This window comes from Serratia sp. KH_031 (assembly GCF_057839655.1).
Window position 1 is genome coordinate 3,545,728 of the sequence record NZ_CM174496.1, and the last position, 23,217, is coordinate 3,568,944.

Sequence of the window (23,217 nt, forward strand, 5' to 3'; positions counted from 1 at the left end):
TTCTTGCATTCCAAAAAATGGGCTGGCATTGCCAACCCGATTTGTGACTCATAACCCCAGCGCATATTTCAACGCCTGCTCTTTCAGTTTTCCGGCACGCTGTGCTGCCATCAAAACTAAATTTCTCGCCACCGCTATCGGTGCTAAATCATTACTAAACGCGGTGTAGAACAGATCCATTCCGCTTTGCATCATCAGGTTATCGGTACGGCGACGACGTTGATATCGTTTCAATACATCTTCACTGCTCCAATCCTCACCCAGACCACGCGAATCAGTGAGCACTTCCAGCAACGCATCCACATCGCGATAACCGAGATTCACCCCCTGCCCGGCTAAAGGGTTGATGGTGTGCGCAGCGTCGCCAATCAGCGCTAACCCCGGTTTGGCATAACATTGAGCATGACGACGAACTAACGGGAAAGAGCCTGCGGCATGGGCTTTTACGCTTCCGAGGCGTTGTGGAAATGCGGCGGTGATTTCACGTTCAAGCTGCGCCATCGGCAACGCTTGTAACTGACGAATACGCTGTGGGCTGTCGTACCACACCAGCGATGCCCAATCGTCATATAACGGTAAGAATGCGCGCGGCCCCGAGGAATAGAACTGTTGCCAAGTCACGTCCTGTTGCGGTGCGCCGGTCTGCACGGTAATCAACATACAGGATTGACGATATTGCCAACCGCTAGTGCCGATCATCGCCAATTTACGCACTTGAGAATGAGCACCATCGGCACCTATCACTAAACGCGCCTGTAGCGTCTCAGAAGAGTCTAACGTGACTTGCCACTGGTTATCATGATGATGCAACGATTGCAGCTTGGCGGGGCAAAGGAGCGTCAGATTTTCGCATTGCTCTAATGATTGCCACAGAGCCAATTGCAACACTCGGTTTTCCACCATAAAACCCAACTCGGGCAAACCTAACGTTGTGGCATCAAAAGCGACACGAGCGGATTCCCACTCCCAGGTTTCCAACCGGCGGTAAGCGGCTAGTCGCATCTGCTCTACGGCTGACCAAACCCCCAGTTGTTTTAGCAAGCCAACCGACGTGCAACCAATAGCGGAAATACGCAAATCTGGCGCACTTTGTGGATCAAAAGATTCCGGCGCTTGATGCTCCAGCAATGCCACAGAAAACCCCGCCTGCGCCAAACCCAACGCCACGGCAGCGCCGACCATTCCGCCGCCAACGACGACGACATCAACCTGTTTGTGAGTAGTATTCATTTTGGCCATGCTTAATTGGATGCTTTGCCCGATTGTACCGGATTTTTGCCCGCTCTTCAGGTATTGGCTCCTCGCGCTGGTCACAACCACATCAAGTGATTACAATACCCACCCTGCACCTATTTCGCTCCGCATTCAGTAATGGCAAAGCAATGACCAAGAAACTACATATCAAAACCTGGGGCTGCCAGATGAACGAATACGATTCATCCAAAATGGCAGATTTACTGGGAAGCACACACGGCTATCAGTGGACTGATAACGCCGAAGAAGCCGATGTGCTGCTGCTGAATACCTGCTCGATCCGTGAGAAAGCGCAGGAGAAAGTTTTCGCATTGTTAGGCCGCTGGAAGCAATTTAAAGAGAAAAACCCGAATATCATCATCGGCGTCGGTGGCTGCGTTGCCTCACAAGAAGGCGACCATATTCGCAGCCGCGCACCTTGCGTCGACGTGGTATTTGGTCCGCAAACGCTGCACCGCCTGCCGGAGATGATTAATCACGTACAAGGCACTCGCAGCCCGATCGTCGACATCAGTTTCCCGGAAATTGAAAAATTTGACCGTCTGCCAGAGCCACGTGCCGATGGCCCAACAGCCTTTGTTTCGATCATGGAGGGCTGTAACAAATACTGTACCTTCTGCGTGGTGCCTTACACCCGTGGTGAAGAAGTCAGTCGCCCAAGTGACGACGTATTGTTTGAAGTCGCGCAACTGGCGGCACAAGGCGTGCGTGAAGTTAACCTGTTAGGTCAGAACGTTAACGCCTACCGGGGTGCCACCTACGATGGCGGTATTTGTTCGTTCGCCGAGCTATTGCGTTTAGTCGCGACGATCGACGGCATTGACCGTATCCGCTTCACCACCAGCCACCCGATCGAATTCACCGACGATATTATTGCGGTGTACGAAGATACGCCGGAACTGGTTAGCTTCTTGCATCTGCCGGTACAAAGCGGTTCGGATCGTATTCTAACCATGATGAAACGCGGCCATACCGCGCTGGAATACAAATCGATTATTCGTAAGCTGCGCAAAGCGCGCCCGAATATTCAGCTCAGTTCAGACTTCATCATCGGGTTCCCGGGTGAGACTCAAGCCGATTTCGAGCAAACCATGAACCTAATTGCCGAAGTGGATTTCGACACCAGCTTCAGCTTTATCTATTCCTCGCGCCCCGGCACGCCAGCGGCGGATATGGTGGATGACGTCAGCGAAGACGAGAAAAAGCAGCGTCTGTATATCCTGCAAGATCGCATCAACCAGCAGGTGAACCAGTTCAGTCGTCGGATGCTCGGCACCGTACAGCGTGTGTTGGTGGAAGGCACTTCACGCAAAGATATTATGCAGCTCGCAGGCCGCACCGAGTGCAACCGGGTAGTGAACTTTGACGGCACACCGGATATGATCGGCCAGTTCGTTGACGTAGAAGTCACCGAAGTATTAACCAACTCGCTGCGTGGTGTGTTGGTACGAACACAGCAGCAGATGGATCTGCGCGTACATGAATCCCCTCAATCGGTGATCGCCCGTACCCGCAAAGAAAACGATCTGGGCGTGGGCACTTACCAACCCTAATCCGTTTTTCGCACCATAATTAGTAAGATGTTTTTTCATTCCGGGCAGTGATGCTCGGTTGTTTTATTTTTCATTAAATTTGAGAGGCAACATAACAATGTCATTACCACACTGCCCAAAGTGCAATTCCGAATACACTTATGAAGACAAAGGTATGTACGTCTGCCCTGAGTGCGCCCATGAGTGGAACGACGCTAGCGCCGCTCCAAGCGAAGACGAGCTGATCGTTAAAGACGCCAACGGCAATCTGCTGGCAGATGGCGATGCAGTCACCGTAGTCAAAGATCTGAAAGTCAAAGGCAGTTCTTCGATGCTGAAAATCGGCACCAAAGTGAAGAATATCCGTTTGGTCGAAGGCGATCACAACATCGACTGCAAAATCGATGGCTTTGGCCCAATGAAGCTGAAATCAGAGTTCGTGAAGAAAAACTGATTGGTGGTAACACGGCAAAGCTCAAGGTTTTGCCGTGTTTTCTGTGCCCTATTCTTTTAGGGGAATAGGGTATGCCTAGGATTATTCTGCAGCAGGCCAGGGCTGCGTATTATTTACTGCACCAATAGTGCCATTCTCAAAATTATCCATGGTGTCCCCAAATAGTTCTGGAAGCCATTCGCCTAACATATCGGAAGTTACTGGCGTGGGAGAAGGTAATGCATTTTCTGGATTACCTTTCCAGTCATTACTTGGTCCACGATATCGAATGGGTAAAACTTCAGTTGGCAACCCAAGGACATATCCTGTGTAATTTCCCCAAGTCAAAATAGGGGCAATATAGTCCGGTGTTCTTGTTATTGAAATTTGATTGGTAACAAAATCATTTGGTGCAAAGAAAACGTAAGCATAACTCTCACTGTCTTTTTGTGAGTTTAGCATTAGACTGCTAATCGTCCAGAAATTAAGAGTCAGAGGATCATTTTCACTAATGTTTGAACTAATACTTAATTCACGGCATTGGTATTTTTCGAATGTTGGGTCTAACTCATTGCTGTGTATAAATGTGGTTGGAACTTTTATGCGAAGGATCAACATTTCTTGAGTTGGTTGCATGTTGGCATAAAGATATGCCCGACTATACCCATCAGAAGCAATGTCTTCAGTGTATCTTTCAAGAGACGTGTTTCTGTCTGGCCGAAAGAAATTAATCTCACCATCTCTAAGGGTTATATTATTACTAGTGTGTTGAGTGCTGGGTAATGTTTTATTTGATAGGCTGATGCTTGATTCTTTGGTTATGGTGTCATAAGAGAAAATACTTGGGTTGGAAGGTATTACTGGGCTCCCCCCTTCTTGGGCACATATCATGTCAGTATCTAGAATTTGATACTGATACATCGGAAAATCATAAATGACAACACTCATATACCCCATGCGTGGATAACTACCAGAGATCACCAACTCAGTATCAGCGCTAGTGAGTTCTAATTGAGCCTGATAATATTGAGCGTGTTGGTCAAACCCTCCGTTTTGTTGACCTTTAATATATGCTGTTTCATTAAACCCATCGTCAACAACACGGTCTACACTATTGAATGAGAAATATAACTCCATCAAAACGTCTTTACCATTATAGGTAAATGTCAAAGGCGCCACTTCTGATTTCCATTGTTCATCAAGACCACCACCAGGTGGTGCATAATATCGCAATATAACAATAGGGGTTGAACTTGCAGGTATTAATACTTTCTTTGTGAAAGTTGGTGATGTAGCTAACTGATTAACTTTACGTTCATTCATATTAACCTCTTTTTCAACTTGATTGACATTCTAATTGAGATTTTTAATTCAATCCCCTGACGGTATTAGTCGTCATACATGTTATGAATTGGACTTCAAGAAAAAATCACACTTTATAAGAAATGTTCTTATCAATATCTGCGCACTCTCAATATAAAGTAATTTATAATAACAGAAAATATCAATTTTTATCACCTACCACAGTCAGAAGTTCCAAGATCGGCACCCAATATATTCCTGAGTTTGTCTACTTAATCGAACCACAACTTAAGCCACCTCAGCAAAATATAATTGAAGTCACATCAAGGAAATCAGTGAATAACAACTCGACCACCACTGATATAATTAAAAGCATCAACAGAACAGACTTGTCAAATGATATGTGTTTTACTAGTGGGGTGAGTATAACAGGAAATAGATATTAAATAATGCGCGTTTATTGCACACTAAATTTTCAATTTCTGCCAATATACGCAAATTAATTCGAGTTACATTGAGATAACTACGCAGTAACGAATTGGTCTTCAGACCGCTTTGAACAGCGCTTGCCTTAGCCCAAAGGGAGATCAAAGTAACAAAACCTATAAGGATACAGCTTGAATTATTTTGGGTATATACTTCATTTAATTATCCAATGACATCAACCAGGCCCCCTGTGACCTAAAGGAATCGTTTGAACGTCGCAACACAAGAAATTCTGTTGGAGCCAGCAGACAACCAGCGTTTGCTTAGTCTGTGCGGCCCGTTTGATGACAACATCAAACAGCTAGAACGTCGGTTAGGCATTGAAATCAATCGCCGAGATAACCGTTTTAAACTGGTCGGTAAAAACCTTTGTGTGGTTGCTGCCGCCAACATTCTGCGTCATCTGTATGTGGATACCGCACCGATCCGGGGCGTGATCCCCGATATCGACCCTGAGCAGATTCACTTGGCTGTCAAAGAGAGCCGCGTGCTGGAGCAAGTCGCAGACAGCGTGCCAGAGTTCGGTAAAGCGGTGAACATCAAAACCAAGCGCGGCATGGTCAAACCCCGCACGCCGAATCAGGCGCAATACATTGCCAATATTTTCGATCACGACATCACCTTCGGCATTGGTCCTGCGGGTACCGGTAAAACCTATCTGGCCGTTGCCGCCGCCGTCGATGCGTTGGAGCGTCAGGAAATTCGCCGTATTCTGCTGACACGTCCGGCGGTAGAAGCCGGTGAGAAGCTCGGTTTCTTGCCGGGTGATCTGAGCCAAAAGGTCGATCCTTACCTACGCCCGTTGTACGACGCCCTGTTCGAAATGTTGGGCTTCGAGCGCGTAGAAAAACTGATCGAGCGCAACGTGATTGAAGTCGCACCACTGGCTTATATGCGCGGCCGTACCCTGAATGATGCTTTTATCATTCTGGATGAGAGCCAGAACACCACCATCGAACAGATGAAGATGTTCCTAACGCGTATCGGTTTTAACTCCAAGGCTGTGATTACCGGCGACGTCACGCAAATTGACTTGCCGCGTAACCAAAAATCTGGCCTACGCCACGCGGTGGAAGTGCTTTCCGATGTGAAAGAGCTGAGCTTCAACTTCTTCCATAGCGAAGACGTAGTGCGTCACCCGGTGGTAGCTCGCGTGGTTATCGCTTATGAAGCTTGGGAAGCCGCCGAGCAGAAACGTAAAGATGCGCTAGCGCAGCAGCGTCAGCAGGAAGCCAAAGCCGCTTCCGAGCAGGAGACACCATGAGTCAGGTCATTCTGGATTTGCAGGTCGCCTGTGAAGACAGTCAAGGTTTGCCAGCGGAAGCCACCTTCCAACGTTGGCTGGAAGCGGTTCTCCCGCAGTTTCAGGAAGAGGCCGAAGTGACGGTACGTCTGGTAGACGAAGCCGAAAGCAACGAATTAAACAAGACATATCGCGGCAAAGATAAGCCAACGAATGTGTTATCGTTCCCGTTCGAAGCGCCCCCTGGCATCGAGCTACCGCTGCTGGGCGACCTGATCATCTGTCGCCAAGTTGTCGAGCAAGAAGCGGTTGAACAAGACAAAACGCTGGAAGCACACTGGGCGCATATGGTTGTCCATGGCTGCCTTCATCTGCTAGGGTATGACCACATCGAAGACGATGAAGCCGAAGAAATGGAGTCTTTAGAAACCGAGATTATGCAGTCAATGGGTTACCCAGACCCGTATCTCGCGGAAAAAGATCCCGCTTAACGTCAGCCGTTTACCCCACAGCCTCTTTTTTGCGGGGCTGTCGCTGACTTGATTAACTCAACATGAGTGACATTAACTAGACCGCCATGAGCGACGACCATTCATCTAATAATGACAGCCCCAGCCCCAAGAAGGGCTTTTTTACCCTTATTCTTAACCAATTGTTCCACGGCGAACCTAAAAACCGTGGCGATCTGGTAACGCTGATCCGTGATTCAGAACAAAACGATCTGATCGATCCCGATACCCGTGACATGCTGGAAGGCGTGATGGATATCGCCGAGCAGCGCGTGCGCGACATCATGATCCCGCGTTCTCAAATGGTGACACTCAAGCGCAACCAAACGCTGGAAGAATGCTTGGACGTAATTATCGAATCCGCCCACTCGCGTTTCCCGGTGATTAGCGAAGATAAAGACCATATCGAAGGTATCCTGATGGCCAAGGATTTGCTGCCGTTTATGCGGGCAGAATCCGAACCGTTCAGCATCGATTTAGCGCTGCGCTCTGCGGTGGTGGTGCCGGAAAGCAAGCGTGTCGACCGGATGCTAAAAGAATTCCGCTCGCAGCGTTACCACATGGCGATTGTCATTGACGAGTTCGGCGGCGTCTCCGGTCTGGTGACTATTGAAGATATTCTGGAACTGATTGTTGGCGAAATCGAAGACGAATACGACGACGAAGACGATGCCGATATCCGTCAACTCAGCCGCCACACTTATACCGCGCGCGCGCTGACCGACATTGAAGATTTCAACAAAATCTTCGGTACCCAATTTAGCGATGATGAAGTCGACACCATCGGTGGCCTAATTATGCAAGCCTTCGGTCATTTGCCTGCGCGTGGCGAAACGATTGAAATCGAAGGTTACTCTTTCAAAGTTGCCATGGCTGATAGTCGACGTATCATCCAGGTTCATGTAAAAATTCCGGACGATTCTCCGCAACCGAAACTGGAAGACTAAATCACACATGGCTAAAGCCTCTTTACTTGAACGTCAGTGGGTTCGCACCCTACTGGCGCTGTTATTCGGTGCCAGCGGGACGCTGGCGTTCTCACCCTATGATTTCTGGCCTGCGGCCATTGTCTCCCTATTTGGCTTATTGGCCGTCACGCTTAACCGCACCACTAAACAATCCGCTTTACTCGGCTTCTTATGGGGCTTCGGGCTGTTTGGCTCCGGTATCAACTGGGTTTACGTCAGTATTGCTGATTTCGGTGGTATGCCGTTTGCCGTCAATATCTTCTTGGTGGCGCTGCTCGCGGCTTATCTATCGCTGTATACCGGCCTGTTTGCCGGGCTGCTGACACGCATCTGGCCAAAAACTACTTGGTGGCGGTTGGCAATTGCGGCGCCCGCGTTATGGCAAGTGACAGAATTCCTGCGTGGTTGGGTACTAACCGGTTTCCCGTGGCTGCAATTTGGCTACAGCCAGATTGATGGCCCGCTGAAAGGTATTGCACCGATCTTGGGTGTTGATGCCATTACCCTGATTTTGATGAGTCTCAGTGGGTTACTAGTCTTCGCCATCAATCAGCGGCGCATTGCGCCAGCAGTTATCGCCATCGCTATGCTGTTGCTGCCATGGCCGCTGCGCCAATGGCATTGGTTCACTCCGCAACCGGACAAAGCGGTTAACGTCGCGATGGTGCAAGGTAATATTGCTCAATCGATGAAGTGGGACCCACAAGCGCTGGTCGGCACATTACAGGCCTATCTGGATGAAACCCGTCCGTATGTGGGCAAAGCGCCGATCATCATCTGGCCAGAATCCGCCATCCCGGATTACGAGGCCAGCCAGAATGGTTTCCTGACCATGATGGACTCTCTGATGCGTTCCAAAAATAGCAGCCTGATTACCGGTATTGTCGATGTACGCGCCACGCCACAAGGTAACAAAATCTATAACAGCGCCATCGTGCTGGGTGAAAAGCAGCCTTACCGTTATCCCGATGCTAACCGCTACAACAAACACCATTTGGTGCCGTTTGGCGAATATGTTCCATTGGAAACGCTGTTGCGTCCGTTAGCGCCGTTCTTCGATCTGCCAATGTCGTCTTTCAGCCGGGGCGATTACGTTCAGCCACAGTTAAGCGTACGCGGTTACAATCTAACGGCGGCCATTTGCTATGAGATCGTGCTCGGCCAGCAGGTGCGCGACAACTTCCGCCCAGACACTAACTTCCTGCTCACCATCTCTAACGATGCCTGGTTCGGTCACTCTATCGGCCCGTGGCAGCATTTCCAGATGGCACGGATGCGTGCACTGGAGCTTGGACGTCCACTGTTGCGTAGCACCAATAATGGCGTTACCGCTGCCGTGAGCCCAACCGGTGATGTGATTGCTGAGATTCCACAGTTCACCCGTAAAGTGTTGGAAGTGAAAGTGACCCCAACCACCGGCGTTACGCCTTACGCGCGCTTCGGTTCACTGCCAATGTGGATCATCACCGCGCTGTTAGGCGGTATCGCTCTGCTGTTTGCCGTACGTCGTAAGCCATAACCCGCACTGATGGGGATGTCACCTCACATCCCCATCATATTTCTCTGTTAAATCAATCCCTCTGGCACACTCCTTGCTTTACTCCTTGTAAGCCGTAACCGACAACTCTGTTTTTGCCGATTTCGGGTCGTACCCATGCACAATCTCCGAACATAAAGCGCACCATCACGGTGCATGGGGGTTTTATTGCATTGATTTGGTGCGGGTCATGTCGCAAAAAGAGAAACATCTTGGTTTCATTCAATTAACAATCGGCTATTTTCTAACGGCGCTACGTTGTAGGACTATCTTTATAACGTGAGCACTGAAAATCTGTCGCTCCCTGAGCGTCAGTCTTTACAATCGCGAAGGAGTTAGACCATGAAAATGCGTAAGTTGGCGTTATCGTTATTGCTGATCGGTATGGCAAGTAGCGTCGCCCAAGCTGAAGAACTGACCGGCACGCTGAAAAAAATTCAAGACAATGACGTGATCGTGGTTGGTCATCGTGAATCCTCCGTACCTTTCTCCTACTACGACAACACACAAAAAGTGGTGGGGTACTCACAGGATTACTCCAATGCCATCATCGACGCCATTAAGAAGAAACTGAATAAGCCAGACATGCAGGTGAAGCTGATGCCAATCACCTCGCAGAACCGTATCCCATTGTTGCAGAATGGTACTTTCGACTTTGAGTGCGGTTCTACCACCAACAACTTGGAACGTCAGAAACAAGCCGCCTTCTCCGATACCATCTTCGTAGTCGGTACCCGTCTGTTGGTGAAAAAAGGTTCTGATGTTAAAGACTTCGCCGATCTGAAAGGTAAACCGGTGGTCGTGACTTCGGGTACCACTTCCGAAGTGTTGCTTAACAAGCTGAACGACAAAGATAAGATGAATATGCGCATCATCAGCGCCAAAGATCACGGTGACTCCTTCCGCACGCTGGAAAGTGGTCGCGCGGTGGCCTTTATGATGGATGATGCCCTGCTGGCAGGGGAACGTGCGAAAGCCAAGAAACCTGATCAGTGGGAAATTGTCGGCACCGCGCAATCGAAAGAAGCCTACGGCTGTATGCTGCGTAAAGACGATCCACAATTCAAGAAACTGGTTGATGACACCATCGCTCAAGCCCAGACCTCTGGAACTGCGACTAAGTGGTTCGAAACGTGGTTCACCAAACCGATCCCACCAAAAAATCTCAACCTGAACTTCGAACTGTCTGACGACATGAAGCAATTGTTCAAAGAGCCAAATGACAAAGCATTGAACTAATAACTATAGAGCCGGAAGGTAAAACCAACCGGCCCAGTTGATGACACAGACAGGTCTTATGGGCGGTCGTTCCCCGCCCACTTTTCCCCTCAGAAATGTTGGAGATGTCATCAAGCTTTTGGGTGTTTCACACCCTTTACGGAGTTGAATATGTCAATAGATTGGAACTGGGGTATCTTCCTGCAGCAGGCCCCATTTGGGAATACCACTTACCTCGGTTGGATTTGGTCCGGCTTTCAGGTAACGGTCGCCCTCTCCATCTGCGCTTGGATTATTGCCTTCTTTGTCGGTTCTCTGTTCGGTATTTTACGTACCGTCCCCAACCGCTTTCTTTCCACCCTCGGTACCGTTTACGTCGAACTGTTCCGTAACGTACCGCTGATCGTGCAATTCTTTACTTGGTATTTGGTGATCCCGGAACTGCTGCCACCTGACATGGGTATGTGGTTCAAAACCGAGCTCGATCCCAACGTGCAGTTCTTCGTCTCTTCCATGTTGTGTCTGGGTCTGTTCACCGCCGCCCGTGTGTGCGAGCAAGTGCGCTCTGGCATTCAGTCACTGCCACGCGGCCAGCAAGCCGCTGGGTTGGCAATGGGGCTGACGCTGCCACAAACCTACCGCTATGTGTTGTTGCCCAACGCCTACCGGGTGATCGTTCCGCCGATGACCTCAGAAATGCTTAACTTGGTCAAAAACTCCGCCATCGCATCCACTATCGGTTTAGTGGATATGGCAGCGCAGGCCGGTAAGTTGCTGGATTACTCCGCTCATGCCTATGAGTCCTTTACCGCCATCACATTGGCTTATGTCGGCATTAACGCGGTGATCATGTTGATCATGCGGATGGTAGAAAAGAAAGTGCAGTTACCTGGCAATATGGGGAGTAAATAATGTACGAATTTGATTGGGCATCGATTGTCCCGAGCTTCCCTTACTTGTTACAAGGGATGGTGATCACGCTGAAAATCACCGTGACCGCCATTGTTATCGGCATCGTCTGGGGGACTATACTGGCGGTGATGCGCATGTCGCCGATTAAGCCGATTAGCTGGTTCGCCACCCTGTACGTCAACCTGTTCCGCTCCGTTCCACTGGTGATGGTGCTGCTGTGGTTCTATCTGGTAGTCCCTAGCTTTTTACAACAAGTTCTTGGAATCTCACCGAAAACCGATATTCGCCTAGTTTCAGCTATGATAGCCTTCTCCTTGTTTGAAGCGGCTTATTACTCAGAAATTATCCGAGCTGGTATCCAGAGCGTTTCACGCGGCCAATCTTCCGCAGCGTTGGCATTGGGCATGACTCATTGGCAATCGATGAAACTGGTTATCTTGCCGCAGGCATTCCGCGCCATGGTTCCGCTGCTACTGACTCAAGGCATCGTATTGTTCCAAGATACCTCGCTGGTTTACGTCTTGAGTCTGGCTGACTTCTTCCGTACCGCCTCCACCATTGGTGAGCGCGATGGTACACAGGTCGAAATGATCCTGTTTGCTGGTTTTGTCTATTTTGTTATCAGTATCGCCGCCTCGGCGCTGGTGAGCTATTTGAAGAAAAGGACTGTGTGATGATTTCCTTAAAAAATGTTTCCAAGTGGTACGGTCATTTCCAGGTACTGTCCGAATGCTCCACCGAGGTCAAAAAAGGTGAGGTCGTGGTCGTCTGTGGCCCTTCCGGCTCAGGTAAATCGACGCTGATCAAAACCGTTAACGGCCTGGAGCCGATCCAACAAGGGGAAATCCGGGTCAACGACATTCCGGTGAATGATAAAAAAACCAACCTCGCGCAGCTGCGTTCCCGCGTTGGGATGGTGTTCCAGCATTTTGAGTTATTCCCACACCTGTCTATTCTCGAAAACCTGATCCTGGCACAGGTCAAAGTGTTAAAGCGCGATAAAGCCGCAGCACGTGAGAAAGGCTTGAAGTTACTAAAACGTGTGGGGTTAACCGCCCATGCCGACAAATACCCAGCGCAGCTTTCCGGCGGCCAGCAGCAGCGTGTAGCCATTGCCCGCGCCCTGTGTATGGACCCAATCGCCATGCTGTTTGACGAACCGACTTCGGCACTCGACCCAGAGATGATCAACGAAGTGCTGGACGTGATGGTCGAGCTGGCGCACGAAGGGATGACCATGATGGTCGTGACCCACGAAATGGGCTTTGCGCGTAAAGTGGCACACCGCGTGATCTTTATGGACGAAGGTAAAATTGTAGAAGATCGTAACAAAGACGATTTCTTCAATAACCCGGAATCTGAACGCGCCAAAGAGTTTTTGGCAAAAATCCTGCACTAATGCCATTCAGGGGGCAATCGCCCCCTACTTCTCTTCAAATCTGTCATCTTTATCCGAAAGTAAAATTTACTAAAAAGACACTCACCTCATCACGCATGCGTTATCTTCGTGCGGTAGTTTGTTTTTATTGATCATTTCCCATTTCCACTGAGAACATCGCTTCGCTTAAGACCCTGCTTAAATATCCGTTAATGTGACCAAGTTAATGCTTTACTAAATATTAACTTACATTTAGTAAAACTCATTACTAAACTTCCTCTCGCACCAGTCATTTAAACCTAGCTCCACACAATAAAAAACCAATACACCGGAAGTAAAAATGAGAATAATTTCAATCAGCTCCGTATTATTGCTGGCTTCTTTTGGCCTGCAAGCGCAAGAAAGCACGGTTCCAGCAGAGCACAATGAATTAGCGCCCCCCGCCATGACCACACAAGGGTTTGATTGGCGCTTTTATGGCGAGTTAGGTATCGGTGGCAGCACCGCTCTTGAAGGTAAAGAGAAACATCTCTATCAGGACGGAACCTATATCGAAGGGGGGATCGAGGTTAAATACGATCACTGGTTTGGTTTACTGTATGGCGAAGGTTGGACAGTACAGGCAGACGACAACGGCAACGCTTGGGTACCCGATCATAGTTGGGGTGGCTTTGAAGGCGGTATCAACCGTTTCTATGGTGGCTACCGCACCGATAAAGGCACGGAGATGATCCTGAGCGTGCGCAACGACTCCTCACTGGACGATTTACAATGGTGGGGCGACTTCACCCCCGAATTTGGCTATGTGATCCCCAATACCCGCGATCTCAGCTACGCAGCCAAACTGCAAAACTTGACCGGCAAGTTCCGCTACAGCATTACCGCAGCACCGCAATCACGCATTGACGAAAGTAAAGCCCTGCTGCATTTCGGCAAATATGACCGCTATTCAGATAAATACGCCTATCAGGCGATGGTTAACGGCTACACCTTGTATGACATCGTAGACGGCATCACCTTGCTCAACGGCTTGGAACTGACCGATGGCACCGGACAACTGTATGTGATGGGATTGCAGGGCAAAAACTTAGCCAGCCGCGTTTGGCATCACACCGGTAAAGGTGATGGTCGTCACCCCGGCAGTGAAACCGGTTTTATGGCCAGTGCGATGGTTGAAGCCTTCAAAGAATTCTACCTCTCCACCGCGTATAGCTACGCCCAACACCGTTTGGACAACGCCAAAGACACCACCACTTCTTACGCACAATTCGGTATCTGGTATGCCTACGGTGATGGCAAATTCGCCACTGCGCTGGACAGCAAATTCTTTATGAATAACGACACCACAGACAGCAGCGATGCCGTATTCCTGATGCAATATTTTTACTGGTAACGGATAAGGATCTTCACATGAAATCTATTCACTCATTAACGCCCATCATGATCGGCCTAATCGCCGCTCTGACGCTGGGTAACGCGGCAGCCACTAACGCATCCAATACTCCTCTGCGCGCGACAGACTTCAAAAATTTGGTTAATCGCACTGGCTCGCCGGATTACATGCGTGATGCCGATTCAGACGATCATCAGCGTTACAGCCCATTGTTTGATCTCGGCGCTTGGCATGGGCATTTGTTACCTGACAGCAAAGAAGGCATGGGCGGCTTCCCCGGCCCAGCATTGTTAACCGAAGAATACATCAACTTCATGGCGGATAACTTCGATCGCTTGAGCCTGTATCAGAACGGCAAAAAGATCGATTTCACCCTAACCGCTTACAGCATTCCGGGCGCACTGATCCAAGAACTGAATTCACCCAACGTCCAAGTGAAAATGACGCTGCGCTTTGCCGACAACCGTACTTCGCTGTTGGAAACGCAAATCACCACCGACCAACCGTTGGAACTGGTGTGGGACGGGCAACTGCTGGAAAAATATTACGCTAAAGATCAGAAATCGCAGTCGGACAAAACCATCGACCAGCAATTCCCTGACTACAAGCGTAAAATCGTCGCTACCCCAGATGGCCTGAAAGTGACCTTTGGCAAAGTTCGCGCCACTTGGGAACTGCTCACCTCAGGCGAATCTGAATACCAAATCCACAAATCACTGCCAGTGACCACCGAAGTCAATGGCCATCAGTTTGTTGCCAAAGCCAAGATCAACGGTAGCACCACTATCTACACTACCTATTCGCATCTGCTCATTGGCGTAGAAGTGCGTGACGAGCAGGCGAAGATCGCGGCAATCCTTAAACAACCGCAAAAGTATATCCAGCAATCGGAACAGCGTTGGGATCACTACCTGAACAAAGGGCTGACCAATTCACACGCCACCGCCGAGCAAGAGCGCGTGGCGGTCAAAGCGATTGAAACCTTGACCGGCAACTGGCGCGGCGCTGCCGGTGAATTGAAATACGATACGGTTACGCCATCAGTCACCGCACGCTGGTTCTCTGGTAACCAAACTTGGCCATGGGATAGCTGGAAGCAGGCTTATGCTATGGCGCATTTCAACCCAGACATCGCAAAAGAAAACATCCGTGCGGTATTCTCCTTCCAGATACAACCGAACGATCCGGTGCGCCCGTGGGATGCCGGTTTTATACCGGATCTGATCGCTTATAACACCAGCCCTGAACGTGGCGGAGATGGCGGCAACTGGAACGAACGCAATACCAAACCGAGTTTAGCGGCATGGTCGGTGATGGAAGTCTACAACGTCACCAAAGATAAAAAGTGGCTCGAGGAAATGTATCCGAAACTGGTGGCTTATCATCATTGGTGGCTAACCAATCGTGACCATAACGCCAACGGTGTGCCGGAGTACGGCGCGACTCGCGACAAGGCGCACAACAACGCCGAAGGTCAGATGCTGTTTACCGTCAAACGTGATGGCAAAGAACAGAACTATTACGGACTGGATCAATACGAAACCTTTATCAAAGACGGTAAGTACGACAGCCTAGAAATTCCAGCTCAGGTCGCCGCCTCTTGGGAATCTGGCCGTGACGACGCCGCAGTGTTTGGCTTTATCGATGCCGATCAGTTGGAAAAATACGTCACCAATGGCGGTAAACGTCAGGATTGGACAGTCAAATTCGCCGAAAACCGTTCAAAAGACGGCACTCTGCTCGGTTATTCCCTGCTGCAAGAATCGGTCGATCAGGCCAGCTATATGTACAGCGATAACCAATATCTGGCGCAGATGGCCGAAATTTTGGGTAAAAAAGACGACGCTACCGCTTTCCACAACAAAGCAACGCAACTGGCTGACTATATCAACCGCTGTATGTTCGACGAGAAAAGCGGCTTCTTCTACGATATCCGTATCGAAGACAAACCATTGGCTAACGGCTGTGCCGGTAAACCGATCGTCGAGCGCGGTAAAGGACCAGAAGGTTGGTCGCCGCTGTTCAACGGCGCAGCGACTCAGCAACACGCCGATGCAGTGGTCAAAGTGATGAAGGACGACAAAGAGTTCAACACTTACGTCCCTCTGGGGACTGCGGCGCTGACTAACCCGGCCTTTGGCGCAGACATTTACTGGCGCGGCCGCGTGTGGGTCGATCAGTTCTACTTCGGTCTGAAAGGCATGGAACGCTACGGTTATCGTGACGACGCCGTCAAAATGGCGACCGCGTTCTTTAATCACGCCGACGGCTTAGTCACCGATGGTCCAATCCGTGAAAACTACAACCCACTGACCGGGGTACAGCAAGGAGCGCCTAACTTCTCTTGGAGCGCCGCGCATCTGTATATGCTGTACAACGATTTCTTCACTAAGCAGTAACTATTTCCGTAATAACACCCATCGCCCGGACGTCTGTTCGTCCGGGTACTAAAAGCACTGAAATCCCTTCATCTTTAAGCCACTCCTCATTGGATAACAGCACTAATACCCCACCCAATTTGGCTTTAAAGACCAAGATGAACTTCCTACTACCATACATCAGAACAACTTCAGATTACGTTTTGCTAAAAACGATCACACGAACCATACATTAATTTAACCATTTTTTAGCATTAGTCGTGTACTTGAAATGCATCCCTTTAGTTTCCCGGTTTTTAATCATTCCATTTACATGGCTGATTTCCGTGAGCTTACGATCCCACAAACAAGGTCTGGTCTACATTCCCGGAGTATTTATGACGTTGAGATTACGCCAGTCTAAGATTGCCGCAGCTATATTTACTGCAATGAGTGCCCCCTCAATATTGTTATTTTCTAGTCCCGCTGCGGCAGTGACGCTACAAGCATTTAACCCGGTAGATAATGATCAGTTGACGGGGAGTTTGACAGTAGGAGGCGGGAGTGTTGTTGATTTAACCGGTAATCAACTCTTTCAGACTGGTATAGACGGTTCGGTTAATACTTCAATTGGCGCATTGCAGGGAATCAATCGTATTGTTAACGATCATGGCGTATTAGGTGCTGACCAGTTGAATTTAGGACCGGCAAATTTCGGTGTCACTATTCCTGACCCGACGACAGGGGGAAACACCACATTTCAGGTTTATAATCCCGCAAACCTTGTCGCATTAGCCCCCATTGATGCCAACACCGCTGTCTCTGATGTCGTGAACGTACAAGATAATCAGTACATCAATACACGCATTGCAGATGTTAATGGTGGCGGGACATTGAACGTCAATATTGGTCAGGCAAATTCCACATCCAGTGCCGCGACTAACGGTTGGACGATGGCAGCCAAGCAGAGCACGTTGTTCAATGTTGATGGCAGCAGTGGCACAGACTCAACGCTGAACTGGAATTCTAATAACCGCATTACCTTTACCGGGACAGCCGCTGATCCTACGGTGCCACGCCAGTTTTCCGTGACAAACCTCATCACTTATAACGGTGCATTTAGCGTTCAAACCCTCGATAACGTGGTGAATAATTTCAATGTCACCACTGCCGCAGGCCTGAAAAACTACAACGATTGGCTGATTGAGCAACTGAAGTCCGGCAATCTGGATAAAAGCGCTTATCTTACCGAGTTCAATAAAGCGTTCACCCGTAGTTCCAATACCGTGGATTACAAGATCTCCGCGGATGATCCCACCGATGATGTAGCGAAAGCGATAGGCAATCGTATTGTGATTAATGCCAGCGGAGCCAACGCTAAAGTGAATGTGGCTGCTGGCAAAACACTCGAAGTCATCGGTGCTAATGGCGGAGCGATTCGTGGAACCAATGGTGCGCAAGTCACGGTCAACGGTAAAGTCAGTAGTTCTAGTTCATTAGGGTCAGAAGGATCGGCACTCTATCTTGACGCGAGTAAAGGCACTAACAACGGTGTCATTAATGGCGGCTTTATCAACCGTAACGATGGCACGGGGGTAGGATCGACCGGTTTTGGCTCAAATGGTATCCAGGTGCAGAACGGCAGTACATTTGATAACAACGGTATCGTGAACTTTGCCACCACTGGTGGTACCACTTCTGCTATCAATCTAGGGGTAAATTCTTCGGCCAATAACAGCGGTAATATTAATGTTGGTGTTAATGGCTCAAGCGCTAGCGGTACGACTAACGGCGTACTCGTTGGGGATGCAACGGCTTCATTTGTTAACAATACCGGGGCGATGATTTATATCGGACGCGGTCCGCAAAACACGCTGACAAGTAGTGCGGCTGATACCGCGTTAAACCAAAGTGGGCTGACTGCCGGAGTGCAGGTTAGCAACGGGGGAAGCGCTATCAATAACGGCAGCATCGTGCTGGGCTCACGAGTCCAAAACGGTGCTGGGATGTTTGCCAATGGTGGCACTGGGGTCACCATGCTAAATAACGGCAATATTGATATCAACGGCAAAGCGGCAACCATCCCCAGAGAAAACATCGCGATGTCGGTGGTTAACGCCAATGGTAATATCAATAACGCCGGTACCATCAATCTGACTGGCGTCAATGCTACCGGTGTAAAAGTGGTCGCCACGCAGGGTAACACCGCCTCGGCCCGTTCGACTGGCACGATTAATGTCGCGGGTGGATCGGATCCCGCCAGCGGTACTCGCAACTACGGTGTGTGGGTCGAAGGGCAAGGATCAACGGGGCAAGCATCAGCAATCGTTGATGGCCCAATCAATTTAACGGGCAATGGAGCCATTGGTGTCCATGCGCGTGGTAATGCCACGGTAGATGTTGCCCCTGACGCAGTCCCGCTATTCAGCCAGGGCAGTAATCAGATTGGCTTCTTTGCCTTTGGCCCGAACGCCAAAATTAACACCACGGGCAATAATTCATTCGATGTGACCACCACCGGCTCAACACTTTTCCGCCTTGAGCAAGGTGCTGATTTTGATGGCACAGATTTATCACTCACCGCATCAGGGGCTAATTCTGTCGGAGTCATGGGGACGGGCACTGGCGGCACGACGATTTCCACTCAAAATGCGACCGTTGAGGTTTCAGGTAATGCCGCCACCGGGATACTCATTGAAGGTGGGGCTACGGGGATCATTGACGCAGCGACTACGATTAACCTCTCTGGCACGAATGCTGTGGGTGCCATTGCCGACGGGCAAAAACATACGTTAGCCGGCAGAAATAGTGGTTCACCAGCGCAAAGTACAACCTTGAATTCGGCTGCAGCGTTAACCTCTGCCCAGAATGGGTTGACAGGGTATATTGCCCGCAATCGTGCATCGTTGACCAACTCAGGTCATATTACCTTTACGGGTACCGGATCAACCGGTATTCGTGTCGAAACCGGAGCAACCGGCAGTAACACCGGTAATATTGTTATCAATGATGGGGGAACGGGCATTGATGTGAACAGCGGTACTAGCGGACTCACGACCAGTGCAAGCACCAGCGGAACCATTGACGTTAATGGTGGCAGTATGGCAAGCCGTAGCCGGGGCATTAGAGCGAGTGGAGCTAAGGCCATTGCGACGCTGCGTGACGGTTCTCTGATCACTCTCAACGGTGTTGGTGCCATTGGTGCTGACGCCCTTAACGGCGCAGCGATAAATATTGCCACTTCAGCAACCCCCCACATTCAAGAACACCGATCAAATTGCCTATCGTGCGGTGGGAGCAGGTTCGACCATTAACAGTGCAACCACAGTACTGAATGTCAATACTGCCCGTTCAACATTGTATCGTATCGCCGATGGTGCAGTGATGACGCTGGGGGCGGGCTCTTCGTTAACCGCTTCAGGGACTGACAGCTCGGCGCTGGTCATCGCAGGGATTGATGCGCAAATTAATACTTCTGGCACGCAATTGTTCGCGACGGGTAATGGGGCACGAGCAGTTATCGTTGAGGGCGGCGCACTGGGTAACTTGGATTCCACCAGTTTACTGACGCTCAGCGGGGTCAACAGCATTGGCGGCGTTTCTGACGGACAGAAACGTGAGTCTGATGGTTCCATTGTTACCGAGCCAAATGCCAACACGACGCTCACCAGCACCGCATCACTGGTTGCCAGCGCCACAGGGGCTATTGGTTACCTGGCAACTCATCTGGGAAATGTGATCAATAACGGAGTGATGACATTCACTGGCGCGAACAGCACAGGTATGGCTGCGGAATTGGGCGGTAAAATTACCAACAATAATGCGATAACCTTAAATGGCGCAGGCAGCACGGGGGCTCGCATCGTTTCAGGAGCCATGTTCACCAATAATGGCACGCTACATGTTACGCAGGGAACAGGCATTAATGCCAGCGGTGGTGGTACGTCGGTGGCGCGCGCGGGTCGTATCACCGTCGATAACGGCATTGCCGGAGTTCGTATCGCAAACGGAACGCAACTGGTTCTGAATGGCGATGATAACAATATCACCAGCGGAGGAACGGCTCACGGTGTTCTGCTTGATACCGGTGCCGCTGGATTAGCATTGAATAACACTATTCTCAATATCAATGGTACCGGCAACGGTATTGAAAACCGGGCGGAGACAGCCAACGTTATTTTGCAAAATGCGACGATTAATATTGCCAATGGGAGTGGCGTACGTACCGCGACAGCATTTGATCCAACGTCGACATTGCTGGTCAATATTAGCGGCAACGGGACGGGGTTCAATTTCACCCAGGCCGATAATACGGTGGCGACAGGCCCATTAACACTGGGTGAAGGTTATGTCTTTAATATCTCGGGTGAAGGTGGCACGGGGATTAATGCTAACACCACGGGCGATGTGGCTACATCGGCAACCGTCAATGTCACCCATGCCGCCGGTGGTTCAGCATTGATCGCAGGTAAGGCGAGTTCGGTGCTGAATACCGGGATTCTGACCTCTGCCAGTCTAATTTCACCGGTGGTTGATCTTAGTAATGGCAATGCCGCACGCTTTGAAAACCAAGGCACTATCACCTCATCTTCTGCTAATGCCGTCGCGGTATTAGGCGGTGGAGAGAATGATGAAGTGCTGCTGACTGCGGGTGGCATTGTTGGGGCGGTAAATACCGGCGCGGGTGATGACATAGTTACTTGGAACGGTGGCACGCTTGATGGCAGCTTATCGCTCGGTGCGGGTAATGCTAACCGCGCGAATATCAATAATGTGGACTTGTCTAAGACTCAACATATTACCAGCGGTATCGGTGCGGATAACCAAATTAATCTATCGCAGATCGTTGCCCGTGGCGGGAGTTTTGCTGCCGATGATCCAAGCCGTGGTGTTAATTTGGGCAACGGTTGGAATGTGATTAATTTTGTTGATGGCACACAATGGGAACTTACCGGTAACCTGAAATTGGCGCACAGTAATGTGAATATCGATAGCACCTCCACGCTGTTTGCTGGTAATGGCGTTAATGCGACCATTTCCGGTGGTGAGAATAACTCAGCGATTGTCACCAATGCGGGGATTATTGATCTGACCAATGGCAGTGGTTCACCAGGTAACTCACTCGCTATAGATGGTGATTTAGTATCGAATAATGGCTCGATAAAAATGATCACCAACCTGAATGACGGAGGGGTACTGGGTAACCAATTCACTGACTCCCTGAGGGTTGAAGGGAACGCCAATAGTGGAACCACTATCTTAGATGTGACGCCTGATGTGGCCAGTGTTGGTAAACTCACCGATCTTAATCATTCATCTTCAATGGACGCTTACGAAGGGATATCGTTGGCGCAGGTGGCCGGAAGCGCGAATGCTGGCAGTTTCGCACTAAAAGGTGGCTATTTGGCCTCAGGCCCGTGGCGTTACGATCTTTATAGTTTCGCGCCAGGTTCTAGCGATGCTAATCAGCGTAAAGTGGCGGGAGGTATCAACAACAGCTTCTGGGATTACCGCATTGGCAACGCCTATGTTTGTGAAGGCTCGAGTTGTAATCCTGTGGTTGAACCGCCCGCAATCACTCAGGTTAATCCAGGAACACCAGAACAACCGTCTATCCCGGTTGACCCCACCATTCCAACTGCGACTAATCCACCGGAAGACGGTTGTGTCGTTGATGGCATTGATACCTGTGCCCCGGGGCGCCCGGCAGTGACACCGCAGATCCCCTCTTACATTTCTGCACCGGTAGCGTTGGCATATTACAACGCGGCAATTATTGACGATTTGCATAAACGCCTAGGGGAATTGCGCCATGAGCAAAACAGCTCGACTGGTGTGGGAGGAGAGATGTTCCTGCGTTATATCGGCTCGAATATGACTTACAAATCCAACGTCGGTTTCAATCAATTTGGCTATGACTTTGATCTAGATTACAGTGCGTTGCAACTGGGCGGTAATGTGCTGCGATTGGATGGTGATTATGACAGCCTACGCGGAGGGTTAGCTTATACCCGCGGTAATAGCCGTATGCGCCCGAAAGCGGCGGATGGATTTAGCAGCACGACATTTGATAGCGATAGCATCGCATTGTACCTGACTTGGCAGCGGCAGAATGGCTTCTATATGGACGGAATACTGTCATTTGATAATCACCGAGGCAAAACCGATATTTCACGCCAGAAAGATGTGGGTTCTCCTAAGGGCAAAAGCTGGAGTGCTTCATTGGAGTCAGGTTATCCGTATCAATTTGACAACGGCCTGAAACTGGAACCGCAGGCTCAGTTGATGCTCACCCGTATCAATATGGATAATTTCATCGACGAAGATAACACCACGGTCGACTATCAAAATTACAGCCAGACTATCGGCCGCATCGGGATCCGTGCCGACCGAACTTGGCTTGATGATAAAGGACAGCAATATACCCCATACATTCGCGCCAACTATTATCGTGGCTGGGGGGGCGAGGCGAAAACGACAATTGGTGCGCAAGGTTTTGACATCAGCCATACCTTCACGAGTGGTAAATTTGGCCAGATGGGAGAACTAGGCGGTGGCGGAACGATCACCTTTAAAAACAACGTATCGTTGTATGCCGAAGTGGATTACCGCACACAAATCGACAGTAATGGTGCCAAAGGTTGGGGTTATACCGGTGGGGTTCGCTGGCAGTTCTGATAGAACGGGAGCGCCAC

At 49.8% G+C, this 23,217-nt stretch carries 16 protein-coding genes; 14 read left to right on the forward strand and 2 right to left on the reverse strand.

Translation table 11 applies throughout. The features are described from left to right. Positions 1-48: 48 nt before the first annotated feature. Positions 49-1,230, reverse strand: coding sequence for a 3-demethoxyubiquinol 3-hydroxylase (gene ubiF, locus AC3ISQ_RS15895; protein ID WP_489348028.1), 1,182 nt, complete (start codon positions 1,228-1,230; stop codon positions 49-51). A 152-nt stretch (positions 1,231-1,382) separates the two neighbouring features. On the opposite strand from ubiF, the gene miaB reads away from it, so the two are divergent. Together miaB and AC3ISQ_RS15905 are read left to right on the forward strand one after the other, a co-directional pair. After that, complete coding sequence (gene miaB, locus AC3ISQ_RS15900) at positions 1,383-2,807, forward strand: tRNA (N6-isopentenyl adenosine(37)-C2)-methylthiotransferase MiaB (protein ID WP_489348030.1); 1,425 nt, start codon at positions 1,383-1,385, stop codon at positions 2,805-2,807. A gap of 97 nt (positions 2,808-2,904) precedes the next feature. Beyond that, the gene (locus AC3ISQ_RS15905) at positions 2,905-3,240 is read left to right on the forward strand and encodes a zinc ribbon domain-containing protein YjdM (protein WP_489348032.1); all 336 of its coding nucleotides are present in this window, start codon (positions 2,905-2,907) and stop codon (positions 3,238-3,240) included. Positions 3,241-3,321: 81 nt separating this feature from the next. Here the strand turns inward: AC3ISQ_RS15905 and AC3ISQ_RS15910 are convergent, their stop codons facing one another. Continuing rightward, positions 3,322-4,542, reverse strand: a complete 1,221-nt coding sequence (locus AC3ISQ_RS15910) for a hypothetical protein (protein WP_489348034.1) — start codon at positions 4,540-4,542, stop codon at positions 3,322-3,324. A 673-nt stretch (positions 4,543-5,215) separates the two neighbouring features. On the opposite strand from AC3ISQ_RS15910, the gene AC3ISQ_RS15915 reads away from it, so the two are divergent. The 12 genes from AC3ISQ_RS15915 to AC3ISQ_RS15970 all read left to right on the forward strand — a co-directional run bounded on the left by AC3ISQ_RS15915 (position 5,216) and on the right by AC3ISQ_RS15970 (position 23,200). Then, the gene (locus AC3ISQ_RS15915; protein ID WP_489348036.1) at positions 5,216-6,271 is read left to right on the forward strand and encodes a PhoH family protein; all 1,056 of its coding nucleotides are present in this window, start codon (positions 5,216-5,218) and stop codon (positions 6,269-6,271) included. Then, on the forward strand, positions 6,268-6,741 hold the full coding sequence (ybeY, locus tag AC3ISQ_RS15920) for an rRNA maturation RNase YbeY (RefSeq protein ID WP_489348038.1): 474 nt from the start codon (positions 6,268-6,270) through the stop codon (positions 6,739-6,741). The genes AC3ISQ_RS15915 and ybeY overlap by 4 nt, the downstream gene beginning before the upstream one ends. Before the next feature lie 86 nt (positions 6,742-6,827). Continuing rightward, entirely contained in the window at positions 6,828-7,706 is an 879-nt protein-coding gene (gene corC / locus AC3ISQ_RS15925; RefSeq protein ID WP_489348040.1) for a CNNM family magnesium/cobalt transport protein CorC, read from the forward strand. Positions 7,707-7,713: 7 nt separating this feature from the next. Beyond that, positions 7,714-9,246: an apolipoprotein N-acyltransferase gene (lnt, locus tag AC3ISQ_RS15930; protein ID WP_489348042.1), complete on the forward strand. Its 1,533-nt coding sequence runs from the start codon at positions 7,714-7,716 to the stop codon at positions 9,244-9,246. A gap of 360 nt (positions 9,247-9,606) precedes the next feature. Next, positions 9,607-10,503, forward strand: a complete 897-nt coding sequence (locus AC3ISQ_RS15935; protein WP_489348044.1) for an amino acid ABC transporter substrate-binding protein — start codon at positions 9,607-9,609, stop codon at positions 10,501-10,503. A 150-nt stretch (positions 10,504-10,653) separates the two neighbouring features. Then, entirely contained in the window at positions 10,654-11,394 is a 741-nt protein-coding gene (locus AC3ISQ_RS15940; RefSeq protein WP_489348046.1) for an amino acid ABC transporter permease, read from the forward strand. Next, positions 11,394-12,068, forward strand: coding sequence for a glutamate/aspartate ABC transporter permease GltK (gltK, locus tag AC3ISQ_RS15945; RefSeq protein ID WP_489348048.1), 675 nt, complete (start codon positions 11,394-11,396; stop codon positions 12,066-12,068). Before AC3ISQ_RS15940 ends, gltK begins: the two co-directional genes overlap by 1 nt. After that, positions 12,068-12,793 carry an amino acid ABC transporter ATP-binding protein gene (locus AC3ISQ_RS15950; RefSeq protein WP_489348050.1) on the forward strand — a complete coding sequence of 242 codons (726 nt, stop codon included), beginning with the start codon at positions 12,068-12,070 and terminating at the stop codon, positions 12,791-12,793. The genes gltK and AC3ISQ_RS15950 overlap by 1 nt, the downstream gene beginning before the upstream one ends. Before the next feature lie 319 nt (positions 12,794-13,112). Further along, positions 13,113-14,165: a protein YgjJ gene (gene ygjJ / locus AC3ISQ_RS15955; protein ID WP_489348052.1), complete on the forward strand. Its 1,053-nt coding sequence runs from the start codon at positions 13,113-13,115 to the stop codon at positions 14,163-14,165. Positions 14,166-14,182: 17 nt separating this feature from the next. Next, positions 14,183-16,564: an alpha-glucosidase gene (gene ygjK, locus AC3ISQ_RS15960; protein ID WP_489348054.1), complete on the forward strand. Its 2,382-nt coding sequence runs from the start codon at positions 14,183-14,185 to the stop codon at positions 16,562-16,564. A 356-nt stretch (positions 16,565-16,920) separates the two neighbouring features. Next, a complete protein-coding gene (locus AC3ISQ_RS15965; RefSeq protein ID WP_489348056.1) occupies positions 16,921-19,836 on the forward strand; it encodes a beta strand repeat-containing protein in 2,916 nt (971 codons plus the stop codon). Continuing rightward, the gene (locus AC3ISQ_RS15970) at positions 19,757-23,200 is read left to right on the forward strand and encodes an autotransporter outer membrane beta-barrel domain-containing protein (RefSeq protein ID WP_489348058.1); all 3,444 of its coding nucleotides are present in this window, start codon (positions 19,757-19,759) and stop codon (positions 23,198-23,200) included. The genes AC3ISQ_RS15965 and AC3ISQ_RS15970 overlap by 80 nt, the downstream gene beginning before the upstream one ends. Positions 23,201-23,217: the final 17 nt, after the last annotated feature.